The organism is Mycobacterium sp. URHB0021 (genome assembly GCF_054057895.1).
On sequence record NZ_JBSRZT010000002.1, the window covers coordinates 744,099 to 759,312 of the forward strand.

Here is a 15,214-nt window from a genome sequence, read left to right on the forward strand (position 1 = left end):
GCCCGAGTGTCCGACCCGTCAGTCGCCCAGTTGCGTGCGCGCCTCGACGGCCTCACCATCCGCGACGCCGCCCGGCTCGGCCGTCGCCTCAAAAACCTGCGACGGGCCGACCCCGAGAAATTGAGGAAGCTCGCCGGGCAGATCGACGCCGCCGAGGCCCTTGTCGCGACCCGCACCGGCGCCGTCCCCACCATCACCTACCCCGGTCTGCCGGTGAGCGACCGACGCGACGAGATCGCGAACGCCATCCGCGACAACCAGGTGGTCGTCGTCGCGGGCGAGACCGGATCCGGCAAGACCACCCAGCTGCCCAAGATCTGCCTCGAACTCGGCAGGGGCATTCGCGGCACCATCGGCCATACGCAGCCCCGTCGGCTGGCCGCCCGGACCGTCGCGCAACGCATCGCCGACGAACTCGGCACGCCGCTGGGGGAGGCCGTCGGCTACACCGTGCGCTTCACCGACCAGGCCAGTGACCGCACGCTCGTCAAGCTGATGACCGACGGCATACTTCTCGCCGAGATCCAGCGGGATCGCCGCCTGCTGCGCTACGACACGTTGATCCTCGACGAGGCCCACGAGCGCAGCCTCAACATCGACTTCCTGCTCGGGTATCTGCGTGAACTGCTGCCACGGCGCCCCGACCTTAAGGTGATCGTCACCTCCGCGACGATCGAACCCGGACGCTTCGCCGAGCACTTCAGCGGTCGTGCCGAAAATGGATCCAGCGGCGGTGCGCCGATCGTCGAGGTGTCGGGGCGGACGTATCCCGTCGAAATTCGTTACCGGCCACTGGAAGTCCAGTCGTCGTCACCTGTTGACGACTCCGATCCAGACGACCCCGACAACGACATCGTGCGCACCGAGATCCGCGACGAGACCGAGGCGATCATCGACGCCGTTCTGGAACTGGAGAATGAACCCCCCGGCGATGTGCTGGTGTTCCTGTCCGGTGAACGCGAGATCCGCGACACCGCAGAAGCGTTGCGCGGCGCAATCCAGCACACCGAAGTCCTGCCCCTGTACGCGCGGCTGCCCACCGCCGAGCAACAGCGGGTGTTCCAGCCACACACCGGCCGGCGCATCGTGCTGGCCACCAACGTGGCCGAGACCTCGCTGACGGTGCCTGGGATCCGCTACGTCGTCGACCCGGGTACCGCACGCATCTCGCGGTTCAGCCGCCGAACCAAGGTGCAGCGGCTGCCGATCGAACCGATCTCCCAGGCGTCCGCGGCGCAGCGGACCGGGCGTTCGGGGCGCACCGCGCCCGGCGTCTGCATCCGCCTCTACTCGGAGCAGGACTTCGCGGCGCGCCCGCGCTACACCGACCCCGAGATCCTGCGCACCAACCTGGCGGCGGTGATCCTGCAGATGGCCGCCCTGCAGCTGGGTGACATCGAGGAGTTCCCGTTCCTGGATCCGCCGGATCGGCGCAGCATCCGCGACGGTGTTGCGGTGCTTCAGGAACTCGGGGCCTTTGACACCCACGGCGCGATCACCGAGGTGGGCCGTCGGCTGGCCCGGCTGCCCGTCGACCCGCGGCTGGGCCGGATGATCCTCGCCGCAGACGCCGAGGGCTGCGTTGGCGAGGTGCTCGTGCTCGCCGCGGCGCTGTCGATCCCCGACCCTCGGGAGCGGCCGGCCGACAAGGAGGACGCGGCGCGCCAGAAACACGCCCGATTCGCCGACGAGCACTCCGACTTCATGTCCTACCTCAACCTGTGGCGCTATCTGCGGGAACAGCGGAACGAGCGTTCCGGCAACGCCTTCCGGCGAATGTGCCGCGAGGAGTTCCTGCACTACCTGCGGATCCGCGAGTGGCAGGACCTGGTCGGCCAGCTGCGAAGCATCGCCCGCGATATCGGCATCGTGGAGACGTCCGGAAAAGACGCAGCGGAGCCGGCCGACCCGGCACGCGTGCACACGGCGCTGCTGGCCGGACTGCTGTCGCACATCGGGATGCGCGAGGAAAAGGTCAGGGAGTCAAGGGGTTCCAGAGAGTCCAGAGAGTTTCAAGGTGCGCGCAACTCCCGGTTCGTGCTGGCACCGGGCTCGGTGCTCACCAAACGTCCGCCGCGCTGGGTGGTCGTCGCCGAACTCGTCGAGACCAGCCGCCTCTACGGGCGGATCGCCGCGCGCATCCAACCCGAGACGGTGGAGCAGGTGGCAGGCCATCTCGTGCAGCGGACCCACAGCGAGCCGCACTGGGATGCCCAACGCGGCGCGGTGATGGCCTACGAACGGGTGACCCTGTACGGGCTTCCCCTCGTACCGCGACGGCGCGTCGGCTACGCAGTGGTCGATCCAGAGGTCTCGCGGGAACTGTTCATCCGGCACGCGCTCGTCGAGGGTGACTGGCAGACGCGGCATCACTTCTTCCGTGACAACGTGCGGCTTCGCGAGGAACTCGCGGAGATCGAGGAACGCGCCCGCCGCCGCGATCTGCTCGTCGGAGACGACGAGGTCTACGCGTTCTACGACAAGCGGATTCCCGCCGACGCGGTTTCCGTACGGCACTTCGACGCCTGGTGGAAGAAGCAACGGCACAAGACGCCCGATCTCCTCACCTTCACGCGTGAGGACCTGTTGCGCACGGACGACGACAATGCCGCCGAGCGGCCGGACACCTGGACGTCGGGAGATCTGTCGCTGCCGCTGACCTACCGCTTCGAGCCGGGCGCCGAGGATGACGGTGTGACCGTACACGTTCCCGTCGACGTGCTGGCCCGTCTGGGCGGAGACGCCTTCGCGTGGCAGGTCCCCGCGCTGCGCGAGGAGCTCATCACCGCACTGATCCGCTCACTGCCGAAAGACTTGCGGCGCAACTTCGTTCCCGCCCCGGATACCGCCCGCGCGGTGCTCGCCACGCTCGAACCGGGAGCCGGCCCACTGCTGGAATCCCTGCAACGCGAACTGCGCCGGCGCACAGGTGTGCTGGTGCCGATCACCGCCTTCGACCTGGACAAGCTACCGCCGCATCTGCGGGTGACCTTCGCCGTGGAGTCCGCCGACGGCACCGAGGTCGCCCGAGGCAAGGACATCGAGGCGCTGCAGCAACGGCTGGCCGGGCCTGCCCAGCGCGCGGTCGCCGCGGCCGTCGCCGGCGGACTGGAACGTAAGGGGCTTCGCGCCTGGCCCGATGATCTCGACCAGCTGCCACGCACCGTCGAAAGCATCAACAACGGCCGGACCGTGCGCGGCTACCCGGCGCTGATCGACAAGGGCACCGACGTCGAGTTGCGCGTATTCGCCACCGCCGCCGAGCAGGCCGCGGCGATGGGGCCGGGTCTGCGCCGGCTCCTGCGCATCTCCGTGCCGTCGCCCGTCAAGAACGTCGAGCGGACGTTGGATCCGCGCACCCGCCTGGTACTGGGAAACAACCCGGACGGATCGCTGGCCGCGCTGCTCGACGATTGCACCGACGCGGCAGTGACTGCCCTGGCTCCCGTACCGGTATGGACCATGGCCGACTTCACCGTGCTGCGTGATCGCGTCGCCAAGGATCTGGTCGCGGTCACCGTGGACATCGTCGGCCGCGTCCGAAATGTGCTCGCTGCCCTGCACGACGTACAGGTCGCGCTGCCCGACAAGCCGTCGCCGGTGCAGGCCGATGCCGTCGCCGACATCCGCGCGCAGCTCGACAGGCTGCTGCCGGCCGGATTCGTCACCGTCACCGGGCCCGCGCACCTGGCCGACCTCGGTCGGTACCTCACCGCCATCGGCAGGCGCCTCGACCGCCTGCCACGCGACGCGGCCGGCGATCGCGACCGCATGCTGCGGGTGCACGCGGTCGAGGACGCCTACGACGACCTTGTCGGCGCCCTGTCGGCCGCCCGCGCCGCCACCGACGACGTCCGTGACGTGGCGCGCCTCATCGAGGAGCTCCGGGTGAGCCTGTGGGCGCAACAACTCGGCACCGCCCGGCCCGTCAGCGAACAACGGATCTACCGCGCGATCGACGCCATCGGCCGGCTGTGAGCGTCGTCACGTAAGCGCCGTCACGTTTGCGGACCAAAGGCGGCCCAGCCAACACCGCATGACCCTCGACCCCCGCCGTCGAGGGTCGTACGCGGCCGGGGCGCAGTCCATTACTGCCAACCCGCCTATCAAATACTGCCAATGGAATTAATTGCCTGAGCACTGTGTTCAACCAATTAGATCGGCAGGAGGAACAACCGAAACGCCGATACAGAGTCCGAATCCCAGCCATCGACGTCACGGGTCGGACACCGAAGTACAGAAGAAGAAGAAGGCACCAAAATGAAGAAGTTCGGATTTGCCACCATCGCCGCGAGCGGGCTGGCTGCTGCGATCCTCGGCTTCGCCGGTCCCGCTCAGGCCGACATCGGCCACCACGACTGGGTCAACAACCTCCAGCCGTCGGTGAGCGTTCCGCAGGTGAACAACAACGTGCACCAAAGCCGCTGAACAAACTGACCAAAAGGGCACCCCTCGCCGGGTGCCCTTTTTCGTGCGTTGAGGCGGCCTGTAACCGGCGTCACCTTTGCGGGCCAGAGGCGGTCCACACAACACCGGCAAGGCCTCCGGCCGGGATGGGCGGCCCTGATCCATGGCCGGAGGCGCTCGATTACTGCCAATCGACCACCAATTGCTGCCAGCGGAATTAATCCTCTGACCTGTTGGTTTAAAGAGTTAGATCGGCGCAAGGCACCACCAAGACGCCGACACAGCGTCCGAACCGAGACTTCGCCGCCACGGTTTGAACATCGAAGCTCAGAGAAGAAGAGGGCACCAAAATGAAGAAGTTCGGATTTGCCACCATCGCCGCCAGTGGACTGTTCGCCGCCATCGTCGGATTCGCCGGACCGGCCTCCGCCGACATCGGCCACCACGACTGGGTCAACAACACCCAGCCGACGGTGAGTGTCCCGCAGGTCAGCACCAACGTGCACCAGAGCCGCTGACGCAAGCTGACGAAAAGGGCACCCCGCACGGGGTGCCCTTTTTCGCGTCTTCAGGCAGGTCGTGCGATCAGTCGACCTCGGCCGACGCCTCGGATGCCCTCACCAGACGCACCTCTGGCCGCGCCGGAACGCCGTCGGCCAGAAACCACCGGAATGCGAGATTGCCTCGGGGATAGTCCAGCATCAGGTCGAGGCGGTCGACCCACTCCGTGGCGATGTCGGCCGCACTCGTCCGCGACCGCGACACCGTCGGGCCGGACCGCTCGGTCGACATCCGTTTCGACGACTTCATGGCCGACGAAGCCGGCGTCGCCGGGCAGGTGTACGCGCTCGCCGGCGAACCGATGACCGACGCTGCGCGCGGCCCGATGGCCGACTACCTGGCGGGCCATCAGCGGGGCCGACTCGGCCGCGTCGCCACCTCGTGCGCGATGTTCGGCCTCGACGAGAACGACCTGCACGCCCGCTTTGCGCGGTACGCCGACCGGTGCCGGTCCTAGGACCGTTACATCGGGGCGCCCGTCGCGACCCGCGGTGCGCGGTCCCCCGAAGCGGTGTCGAGCACCAGTTCCGCAATCCGTGACCGATGCTGCTCGGCACCGCCGAGTAGCGCGGCGTCGGTGGTGGAGCGCTTGAAGTACAGGTGCGCCTGGTGTTCCCACGTGAAGCCGATGCCGCCGTGCACCTGGATGGTGTCCGTCGCGATCCGGCTGAAGGCCGCCGACGCCGTCGCCTGCGCCATGCTCGCGGCCAGCGCGGGATCGTCGGTGCCGTCCGTCAATGCCCACACCGCGTGATAGGCGGCCGAGCGTGCGTGTTCGAGGTCGACGAGCATGTCCGCCATCCGGTGCTTGACCGCCTGGAACGAGCCGATGGCCCGGCCGAACTGCCACCGTTCCTTGGCGTACTGGACGGTCAGGTTCAGGAGGTGTTGCCCCGCTCCGACCTGCTCGACGGCGAGCAACGCCGAGCCGACCTGCAGCGCATGCCCGATCACGCGGGCCGCCTCGTCGGCTCCGGCGATCAGCCGGCCGGGTGCGTCGGAGAACCGGATGTTCGCCTGCGGCCGAGTGAGGTCGAGCGTCACCAGGCCCGTGCGGTCCACCCCCGGTCCCGCCGCGTCGACGGCATACAGCACCGGCCCGTCCGGTCCGGTCGCGGCGACCAACAGCTCGTCGGCGGCGCCGCCGTCGACGACCCGGTCGACGGACCCGGTGAGTGCGTCGCCCGCCGCGGTCACCGCCACCGCCGCGGCATCGAACGCCCCCGCGCGGTCGGCGACCGCGAAGGCCGCGGTGCGGCGGCCCGCGACGAGGTCGCCGAGCAACGCGTCGCGTACCTCTCCCGAGGGCGCGGCGACGAGCGCGGGGATGGCCAGGAACACTGTGCCGAAGACCGGCCCGCATGCCAGCGAGGCGCCCAACTCCTCGACCGCGACGGCCTGATCGACGAGCGTGCCGCCCACGCCGCCGTCGGCCTCGGGGGCCGACAGCCCGAGCACACCGAGTTCGGAACCCAGGCGGGCCCACACCTTGGCGTCGAACGGCGGGTCGGATTCCATCAGGCCGCGGACTGTCTGCTCGTCGAAGTTCTCGGTGCTGAACTTGCGCACCGCGCTGCGCAACTGTGCCTGCTCGTCGGTGAACATGAACTCAGCCACGGGGGACCTCCTTCCATGGCATGCCCGCATCGGCGCGCAGGTCACCGGGCAACCCCAGCACGCGCTCACCGAGAATGTTGCGCATCACCTCCGAGGTGCCGCCCTCGATGGTGTTGGCGCGGCTGCGCAGAAAGCGCTGCTGCAACGGGCCGCGCCAATCCTCGGCCTCGCGGTCGTTGTCCCTCAGCGCGTAGCTGTGGTACAGGATCCCTTCCGGCCCAAGGAAATCCATGCAGAACTGGTAGATGTGCTGGTTCAGCTCGGCGCCGACCAGCTTGCCGATCGAGCCTTCCGGTCCCGGGCCGCCGACGGTGGCGGTCGCGCGGGACCGCTCGAAGGTCAGCCGCTGGGCCTCTGCGCGCAGCCAGAGCCGACTCAGCCGGTCACGCAGCACCGGCGTCTGCAGTTCCGGACGGGACGCCCACAGCGACACGGCGTCGGCGATAGTGCCTGCCCCGCGCCGGTTGCCGCTGGCACCAAGCGCGCTGCGCTCGTTCATCAACGTGGTCATCGCCACGCGCCAGCCATCGCCGACCCCGCCCAGCCGGTACGCGTCCGGAATCCGCGCGTCGGTCATGTACACCTCGTTGAACTCGGCGTGCCCGGTCAACTGGCGCAGCGGCCGGGTCTCGACACCGGACCCGTGCATGTCGAGGACGAAGTACGTCAGGCCTTTGTGCTTGGGCAGATCAGGGTTCGTCCGGGCGAGCAGCAATCCCCACCGGGCCCGGTGCGCCAGGCTGGTCCAGACCTTCTGCCCGTTGATCACCCAGTCGTCGCCGTCCTGCACCGCCGAGGTGGCCAGGCCCGCGAGGTCGGAACCCGCCCCCGGCTCGGAGAACAGTTGGCACCAGATGTCCTCGGTGGTGGCCAGGGGGCGCAGGAGGCGCCGTTTCACGTCATCGGTCTGCGCATGCTCACGCACCGTGGGCGCCGCCATGCCATAGCCCATCGGGTTCAACGCGAGCGGAACCGGGCCGCCCGCCTCCTGCAGCACCTTGTCGGCGACGGCCTGCAGGCCACGTGAAACTCCGAGCCCGCCGAGACCTTCGGGGAAGTGCACCCACGACAGGCCCGCGTCGTAACAGGCGCCGAGGAATTCGCGGATCGGGACGGACGTCGGATCGTGGTCGGAGACGACTTGTCGCGCTGTCTCGGCGACTTTGTCCGAGTCGGTAGCGGTGCTCATTCAGCCACGATAGGAAACCACCGAATATCGGCAAACCCCGGGTCCAGCTACATTAGAACGTGTTACATTTTGCCCTCCTTGTAGGAGGGCCGTATGCAAGCCGACGCGGGCGGAAACACTCGTTAAAGGTGAAGTAGCGCTGGCATATTCGGCCAGGCGCGAGTTGACGCGCAAGCGCGGCGTGATTGCCGGGCTCGGCGACAGCGGTGTCCTGACCGCGATCCGGCTCGCCCGTCATGCCGAGGTTGTCGGCATCTCGGCCAAACCCGCACTGGTGAGCGGCCAGGAGCTCGGCTGGCGGCTGTCTCGCCCCGATGACTGGGCCCGCACCAACTGGATACCCTTCGAGAACTTCCGTGGGCTGGACCGGGTGCGCACCGTCCACGGCACCCTGACCGGCGTCGACCTGGCCGCGCGCACCGTCTCGGTGGGTCACGGCGACGGCTCGTCGTCGGCCCATGAGTATGACTCGCTGATCATCTCGACCGGTGTCACCAACGGGTTCTGGCGGCGGCCGGACTTCCAGTCGGCGCACGACATCGGCGCCGACCTCCGCGCCGCGCACGGCCGGCTGGCAACCGCGCGATCGGTGATTGTGGTTGGCGGTGGAGCGGCCGCCGTCAGGCAGTGCGGCGAATGTGGCCCGGACCTGGCCAGGAACACGGGTGGACCTCTACTTCCCGGGCGCACGGGCGCTCGGGTACCACCATCCGCGGGCCTGGGAACGGGTCGAGCGACGCCTCGGCGCGGTCGGCGTGAAGCTGCACCCCGGACACCGGGCGGTGATTTCCCCGGGTTTCGGATGCGACGAGATCACCAGCGCGCCCGTGCAGTGGAGCACCGGGCAACCACCGGCGACGGCCGACGCGGTGCTCTGGACGATCGGTCGGGTGCGGCCCAACACGGAGTGGCTGCCGCGGGAGTTGCTCGATGAGGCCGGCTTCGTCCGGGTGACACCCGAGTTGACGGTGCCCGGCCACCCCGCCGTGTTCGCGATCGGAGACGTCGCGGCGACGGATCCGTTGCGTAGCTCGGCACGGAACCGGGGGGACGGTTTGCTCGCGCACAACGTCCGCGCCCAGTTCGCCGGCCGGCCGCTGCGTGGTTTCCGTCGGGTGGGAAGGCGGTGGGGTTCGGTGATCGGAATCCAGCCCGAGGGCATCGAGGTGTTTGCCCCCAATGGCCGGGCATTCAGGTTTCCGGCCTGGTCGTTCGACCGGGTCCTGATGCCGTTGATCGTCCGCTGGGGGATCTATCGGGGCGTGCGCGACAACAACCCGATGCGCTAGCGACGGGCGCGCCATCGATTCGCCTTATGGTCGATATCAAGAATCCGGATGGCGCACAGCACATCACGAGCAAGGTCTGGGGCGTTCTTGTCCTCAGTGGGCGGGTAACGCGCCTCTTTGACTCGGAGGGGTTCAGGGAATGGTCGAACGTGGGCGAATCGGGTAACTCGGGTGCCGCTGGGTGACGTCGGCACGGTTGTTCACCACCCCCGGAGTGGGCGAGCCGGCCGGCAGATTTCCGGGCGCTATCCCGGACGGGCGAGTTCCTTTTGAAAGACATTCCGCTGTTGGGTTTTTCGTTCTCGACGTCGGCCGACGCCAGGCGCGCCGCCCGTCGCAGCCGACACACAGCCAATTCCAAGGCGGTGGCTCTGGACATTTGTGGGTTGACTGGCCCACTATCCGGATCGACCCAGCCGGGCGCGACGGGCGAACTCGCCGGTGAGAACCCGATAACACCGATAGATCCCTAGCACAGACAGGCGCGACAAGAAGGAGCGTTGGTAATGACTTACTCGCTGCAGAGGACAGAGGCACCGAAGTCGAATCACAAGGTGCGCCGCTACATGACCATCGCCGGTGGCGGCGCCGTCATCGCGATGATTGCGTTGACTGCCGGATGCGGCAACAACGGCAATCAGGCGCCGTCGACCTCGACCACGACCACGACCACATCGGTGGCGCCACCCCCGACCACGGCGCCCCCTTCCCCGACCGAGAAGAACATCAACCCCACCGGGGGCAACCTGTTCACGCCCGGGGTGAAGGCCCCGCCGGCACCGACGGAACCGCCTGGCGTCCACCGGAACAACAAGTGACCGCGCCGGCCCAGACAGGACATCGACCATGACAATGACCGGGACCAAGACCGAGAAGCACTTCGGCCGGCGTGCGACGGCCGCCGCCGGTGGCGCCGCCCTCATCGCGATGATCGCGGCCACCGCCGGGTGCTCGAGCAGCTCCAATCAGACGCCGTCCACGTCGACGACCACGACAACGACGACCACGACCACGACGCCGCCGAGCACACCTCCGCCCTCTCCGACGGAGAAGAGCCTCGATCCCCACGGCGGCAACCTGTTCACACCGCCTGTCACCGCGCCGGGAGCACCCGGCGTCGCGCCGGGCCAGCACCCCGGTATCAATGGCGTTCCGTAGACCTGCGGCATGACTGTGAATCGCTCCGGCCGCGTTGACCGCGCCCCGGAGCGAATCGTAATCTGGGTCGGCCAACCCAATGTCATCTGAAGGGCCGAACCATGGCTAATGCGCTGCAGGACAAGACGATTGTGGTGGTGGGCCGCAGTAGCGGCATCGCCCGCGCGGTGACGCTGCTATGTCGCTCGGAGGGCGCCCGCGTTGTGGTGGCGGGCCGGGATCGCGACCGGCTCGCCGCCGCCTACGACGATCCGGCGATCAGCGCCGAGACCGTCGACATCACCGACGACGAGTCGATAGCGGCATTCGCCACGCGGGTGGGTCCGGTGGACCATGTGGTGTCGACGGCGTCGGCCAGGGCCCGTGGCAAGCTGGCCGAACTCGACCGCGAGAAGCTGCAACTGTCGTTCGACACAAAGGTGATCGGACCGACGATGCTCGCCAAACAGTTCGCCCCCCAGATCAACAACGGCGGTTCGTTTGTGCTGTTCTCCGGTGTCAACGCGTTCAAGGTGAGTGTCGGCTACCTCGGCGTGGCCATCACCAACGGGGCGGTGGACTTCCTCACCCGATCGCTCGCGGTCGAACTCGCCCCCACCCGGGTCAACACCATCTCGCCCGGAGTCATCGACACCGGGGCCTGGGACGCCCTCGGCGAGGACGGCAAGCGAGACTACTTCGCGCATATCGGCGGTCGCAATCCGGCGCGGCGGATCGGTACCTCCGACGACGTGGCCAATGCCGTGCTGTTCGCGATGACGAACACGTTCATGACCGGCATGACGCTCAAGATCGACGGCGGGGAACCGCTGGTTTAGCCGCGGCCATGCCCGCAATCGACGAAGATCGGCTCATGGGGACCCTGGTCTCGGTAAATGTCGGGATGCCCGCCGACGTGCAATGGCGCGGTAAGACGGTGCACACCGGAATCTACAAATCACCCGTCGCTGGACCGGTGATGGCGCGCCGGGTCAATCTCGACGGAGACGGACAGGGCGATCTGAATGGGCACGGGGGCGAACAACGCGCCGTCATGGTGTACCAGACCGAGTCCTATGAGCACTGGAAGAGCCATTTCGGGCGCGAGGATCTGGAACCGGGCAGTTTCGGCGAGAACTTCACCGTCGACGGCATGACCGATGCGGAGGTCTGCATCGGAGATCGTTACCGGATCGGTGGCGCCGAGTTCGAGGTGACGCAGCCGCGGGTGACGTGCTTCCGGGTCGGTATGCGTCTCGGCGAATCCGATATGCCGAATCTACTGGTGGCCCATCATCGTCCTGGCTTTTACTTCCGCGTCATCACCGAAGGACTGGTGCGTGTCGGCGACGCTATCGTGCGGACCCGTCGTGGCCGCCACGAACTCAGCGTCGCCGATACCGACGCGTTGCTGTACCTACCGGACCGCGACATCGACCAACTCCGCAAAGCGGTCGAGATCGAGGCACTGAGCCCGGGTTGGCAGCAGTCCTTCGCCGAACTGCTGACCGCACACGAAAGTTCCACTGTCGCAACGCCGCCGCCTATCGGCGTCGAACCAGGATGGCGCGGTTTCCGCTCCCTGCGGGTGGCGACGACGCGCGCCGAGAGTTCGACAGTCATGTCGATCCTGCTGGAAGCGCAGGACGGCACGCGGCTTCCGCCACCGCTGCCCGGTCAGTATCTGACCGTCCGGCTACCGGACGCCGGTGATCCCGCACCACTGCGCAGCTACTCACTGTCGGGGGACACCGGGCGGGGGCAGTACCGGATCAGCGTCAAACACGAGGCGCACGGCCAGGTGAGCGGCTGGCTGCACGCCCACATCACGCCCGGGTCAGTCATCGACGCGGCCGCGCCGCGCGGCGACTTCTACCTGATGCAGGACACGTCGCCGATCGTGCTGGTGTCCGCGGGTATCGGAGCCACCCCGGTACTGGCCATGCTCCATGCGCTTGCGGCCACCCACAGTGAGCGCGAGATCTGGTGGCTGCACACCACTCGCGATGCGCACAGCCACGCGTTCGCCGAGGAAGTCAGTGGTCTCATCGCCGCGCTTCCGCACGCCTGCGAGCACGTGTTCTACACCGCCGCAGCACAATCCGCGGGCGCCATCACCCCGGGCAGGCTGGACCGGGCGGCGATCGCCGCGCTGTCGCTGCCGACAGACGCTGCCGCCTACCTCTGCGGGCCGACCGGGTTCATGTCCGATATGCGCGACGCGCTCGCCGACGTCGGTATCGACCCGTCGCGCATCCACTCCGAGCTGTTCGGCGCCCTACCACCGATCAATCCCGGCATCGTCGCGACCCCGGCAAGGCCGCCGCATCTGCCCGAAGGGCAGGCGGGCACGGGTCCGCCGGTGTCGTTCGCCCGCAGCGGGATCACCGTGACATGGTCGTCGGATTACGCAAGCATCCTCGAGCTCGCCGAGGCCTGCGACGTGCCGACCCGATTCTCATGCCGCAGCGGTGTATGCCATATCTGCATCACGCGGGTCATCGCCGGATCGACCAGGTACAACCGGGAACCCTTGGAACTGCCCGCAGAGGGCTCCGTGCTGATCTGTTCGGCCGAGCCCGCGGACGACCTCGTTCTCGATCTGTGACGGCTCAGCGGATCTTCTCGCCGTACACGCGTGCCACCCGCATCGTCATGAGCACCCGGCGATCGGAGACCATGACCGATCGGTACTCGTCCCAGTCCGGGTGCTCGCCCGCGGCGCGCCGGTAGTAGTCCACCAGCGCCGCTACCTCGGGGCCGTGCGGATCGGTCCCCGGCCCGGTCAGCGTCACCGTCCCCTCGGCGGTGGCCCACGCCCAACCGTCGGAGCTGGTGACCTCGAGTGCGCCCCGCGGGTCGCGACGCAGGTTCGCGGTCTTGGCTCGTCCTTCCGTCATCGAGACGTAGATGAGGCCCGTCTCGCGGTCGTAGTACGGCGTGACCGGGGATAGCTGTGGGAAGCCGTTCGACTTGATGGTGGCGAGCACCCCGAGTCGGCTCTCGGCGATCAGCGTGTGCGGGTCGAATTGTGCGGCGGTCATGTCAGACGCAACTCATGAGCGCGCGACGGCTATTCCGCGCGCCGGTGTGCGCAGATGTCGACCATCGGGGCCCGGCGCCGGGCGCCGCGTCGCCCGGGCCACCAGCCGCGCCGGCATGACTGTCATCTCGGTGGTCGCCGGGGTGGCCCGATGCAGCGGTGCTGCCCACCGCTGAACGGAATGGCCGGTCGCCGAGCACGTCGCGCACCTCCTCGGCCGCCTGTCCCACGCCCCGTGGACGATCAGCAAGGCATGGACGGCCCAGGCCATCGCACCGCTGGCCGTCTCGTAGCCATCGGCGATCAGCGAGACCACCAAATCACGAGTCCGCTTATCGCTCAGATTTTTACCGGTATCGGTGCGGCCGTTGATCAGCAATGCCCGCAGATGGTCGTCGGGGCCTACCGCGGGCACGGGCGTCGGTGATCTCGGCGTCCACCACCTCGTCTACCCGCGCTTTTGCCACCGTCGCGCGCCGCCACGCCGGTGTCCGGAGCCGTTGCCGCGCAGCCATCGCCGAGGCACGGGGTGTCAGCCGAACGAGCGGACGTAGTCGACCGCCGCGGTGACCGCTACGCGCGCGGGTTCCGCATCGCCGGTGGTGAAGGTGACCATGGTGCCGCCCTGGTGTGCGGCCACCAACGCAACCGCGAGGTGGCGAGGATCCGCGTCCGGGCGTAGCTCGCCGCGCTCGGACATGGTGGTCAGCCCGCGCCGGAACACATCCAGCCACTGGCCGTAACCGGCGGCCAACTCGTCGAGCACCCGATCGTCGGCCTCCAGCAGCTCGCCGGCCAGCGAACCGTAGACGCAGCCGCCGCGACGATAGACCGACTTGGCTTGGGTCGCGCAGGCTTCGGCCCACGACTGCAGGGCCCCGATGCTGTCGAGGTCCCCGAGGCGCCGCTGGGTGTGAAAAGCCAGCACGTCGTCTCGACGCGCCCAGATGACGTGGCGCGTCAGGTCACGCTTGTCCTGGAAGTAATGCGTGAGCTGCGATCCGCTGACGCCCGCGGAGTCGCGGAGATCCTTGAGGCTGGTCGCCGCGATGCCCTGCTCGAACATCAGCCTCGCGGCGACATCGATGATGTGGGCCCGAATCTCGAGACCCTTGTCGGTGAACCGCGCGGTGTTCTCGTTCTGCACCGCACGGACGGTGGTTCGTCCACGGGGGCGGCGGGGCGGTCGCGCCTGACGCTCCGCCGGGTCGGCGGCGAACAGGCGCAGATAGTTCACCGCGAAACGGACGGCGTCGACGTGCGGCCACTCCTGCCGATAGGTGAACGCGATCGTGCCGCCGCCCTGGTGAGCGGTGACGACCACCAGCGCAAGCCGTCGCGGGTCGGCCTTCTTCACCAACGTGCCGCGATCCTTCATCCGTCGCAGTGCCTGTTCGACGAACTCGACCCACCGCCAGTAACCCACGCCGAGCGCAGTGCGGGTCACCTCGTCGGATTTGGCGAGCACCCCGGCCAAAGCATGGTAGGTGGGTGTGCCGGCATAGCCGACGCGCCGCAGGTAGCGCACGTTCATCTCGATCCAGCGCTCGAAGTCGTCGAATGTCTCCAGTCCGTGCAACTTCGGTTGCCGGTGAAAGTCCAGCACCACATCGGTCTGCCGGGCGATGACCGCTCGGATGAGCGCCTGTTTGTCGGTGAAGTAATGCGACAGTTGTGAACCGCTCACCGATGCGGCTCTGCGCACATCGGCCATGCTGAACGCCGAAAGCCCCTCGGACACGATCATTTCCGCGGCCGCATGCGCGATCCGCTCCCGGGTGGCACGCCCCTTGGCGGTCAGCCGCTGCTCGTCGAGAGCAGATCCGCCGATTCCCATGGCGTCAGGCTAGCCCTCCAGCCCGCCTATCCGAGCCATATGACCCGGCGTCTCCCGACACGGCAAAACCAAATCGCACAGGCACTTTCCAGCTTGCGCACATTGACCATGTCGGACAGTGGGACGAAAATACT

General features: G+C 68.0%; 12 protein-coding genes and 3 pseudogenes. 9 read left to right on the forward strand and 6 right to left on the reverse strand.

Features of this window, described 5'->3' with window-relative positions; all coding sequences use genetic code 11:
- The first annotated feature begins 6 nt into the window (after positions 1-6).
- The 3 genes from hrpA to ACVWWN_RS05760 all read left to right on the forward strand — a co-directional run bounded on the left by hrpA (position 7) and on the right by ACVWWN_RS05760 (position 4,925).
- Entirely contained in the window at positions 7-3,978 is a 3,972-nt protein-coding gene (gene hrpA / locus ACVWWN_RS05750) for an ATP-dependent RNA helicase HrpA (RefSeq protein ID WP_457143037.1), read from the forward strand.
- A 282-nt stretch (positions 3,979-4,260) separates the two neighbouring features.
- Positions 4,261-4,428, forward strand: coding sequence for a hypothetical protein (locus ACVWWN_RS05755; protein WP_457143038.1), 168 nt, complete (start codon positions 4,261-4,263; stop codon positions 4,426-4,428).
- A gap of 329 nt (positions 4,429-4,757) precedes the next feature.
- Entirely contained in the window at positions 4,758-4,925 is a 168-nt protein-coding gene (locus tag ACVWWN_RS05760; RefSeq protein WP_457143039.1) for a hypothetical protein, read from the forward strand.
- A gap of 67 nt (positions 4,926-4,992) precedes the next feature.
- Here ACVWWN_RS05760 and ACVWWN_RS05765 read toward each other — a convergent pair.
- Positions 4,993-5,106, reverse strand: a pseudogene (locus tag ACVWWN_RS05765) (DUF1214 domain-containing protein); the annotation flags it as partial.
- A 34-nt stretch (positions 5,107-5,140) separates the two neighbouring features.
- Between ACVWWN_RS05765 and ACVWWN_RS05770 the strand changes: the two are divergent.
- Positions 5,141-5,425: pseudogene (locus ACVWWN_RS05770) on the forward strand (sulfotransferase); the annotation flags it as partial.
- Between the two features lie 5 nt (positions 5,426-5,430).
- On the opposite strand, the gene ACVWWN_RS05775 reads toward ACVWWN_RS05770, so the two are convergent.
- Both ACVWWN_RS05775 and ACVWWN_RS05780 read right to left on the reverse strand, forming a co-directional pair.
- Positions 5,431-6,573, reverse strand: coding sequence for an acyl-CoA dehydrogenase family protein (locus ACVWWN_RS05775; RefSeq protein ID WP_457149009.1), 1,143 nt, complete (start codon positions 6,571-6,573; stop codon positions 5,431-5,433).
- Between the two features lie 4 nt (positions 6,574-6,577).
- Positions 6,578-7,774, reverse strand: coding sequence for an acyl-CoA dehydrogenase family protein (locus tag ACVWWN_RS05780; RefSeq protein ID WP_457143040.1), 1,197 nt, complete (start codon positions 7,772-7,774; stop codon positions 6,578-6,580).
- Between the two features lie 163 nt (positions 7,775-7,937).
- Here ACVWWN_RS05780 and ACVWWN_RS05785 point away from each other — a divergent pair.
- From ACVWWN_RS05785 to ACVWWN_RS05805, 5 genes and pseudogenes are all read left to right on the forward strand, one after another.
- Positions 7,938-9,063 (forward strand): annotated as a pseudogene (locus ACVWWN_RS05785) (FAD-dependent oxidoreductase).
- 506 nt (positions 9,064-9,569) lie between these two features.
- Positions 9,570-9,881, forward strand: coding sequence for a hypothetical protein (locus tag ACVWWN_RS05790; RefSeq protein WP_457143041.1), 312 nt, complete (start codon positions 9,570-9,572; stop codon positions 9,879-9,881).
- Positions 9,882-9,909: 28 nt separating this feature from the next.
- Positions 9,910-10,221: a hypothetical protein gene (locus ACVWWN_RS05795; RefSeq protein ID WP_457143042.1), complete on the forward strand. Its 312-nt coding sequence runs from the start codon at positions 9,910-9,912 to the stop codon at positions 10,219-10,221.
- A gap of 101 nt (positions 10,222-10,322) precedes the next feature.
- Entirely contained in the window at positions 10,323-11,039 is a 717-nt protein-coding gene (locus tag ACVWWN_RS05800; RefSeq protein WP_457143043.1) for an SDR family oxidoreductase, read from the forward strand.
- A 35-nt stretch (positions 11,040-11,074) separates the two neighbouring features.
- Entirely contained in the window at positions 11,075-12,808 is a 1,734-nt protein-coding gene (locus ACVWWN_RS05805; protein ID WP_457143044.1) for an MOSC domain-containing protein, read from the forward strand.
- Between the two features lie 4 nt (positions 12,809-12,812).
- Here the strand turns inward: ACVWWN_RS05805 and ACVWWN_RS05810 are convergent, their stop codons facing one another.
- The 3 genes from ACVWWN_RS05810 to ACVWWN_RS05820 all read right to left on the reverse strand — a co-directional run bounded on the left by ACVWWN_RS05810 (position 12,813) and on the right by ACVWWN_RS05820 (position 15,080).
- The gene (locus ACVWWN_RS05810) at positions 12,813-13,244 is read right to left on the reverse strand and encodes a PPOX class F420-dependent oxidoreductase (protein WP_457143045.1); all 432 of its coding nucleotides are present in this window, start codon (positions 13,242-13,244) and stop codon (positions 12,813-12,815) included.
- Positions 13,245-13,256: 12 nt separating this feature from the next.
- On the reverse strand, positions 13,257-13,658 hold the full coding sequence (locus tag ACVWWN_RS05815; protein ID WP_457143046.1) for a hypothetical protein: 402 nt from the start codon (positions 13,656-13,658) through the stop codon (positions 13,257-13,259).
- Positions 13,659-13,775: 117 nt separating this feature from the next.
- A complete protein-coding gene (locus ACVWWN_RS05820; RefSeq protein WP_457143047.1) occupies positions 13,776-15,080 on the reverse strand; it encodes a TetR/AcrR family transcriptional regulator in 1,305 nt (434 codons plus the stop codon).
- Positions 15,081-15,214 lie beyond the last annotated feature (134 nt).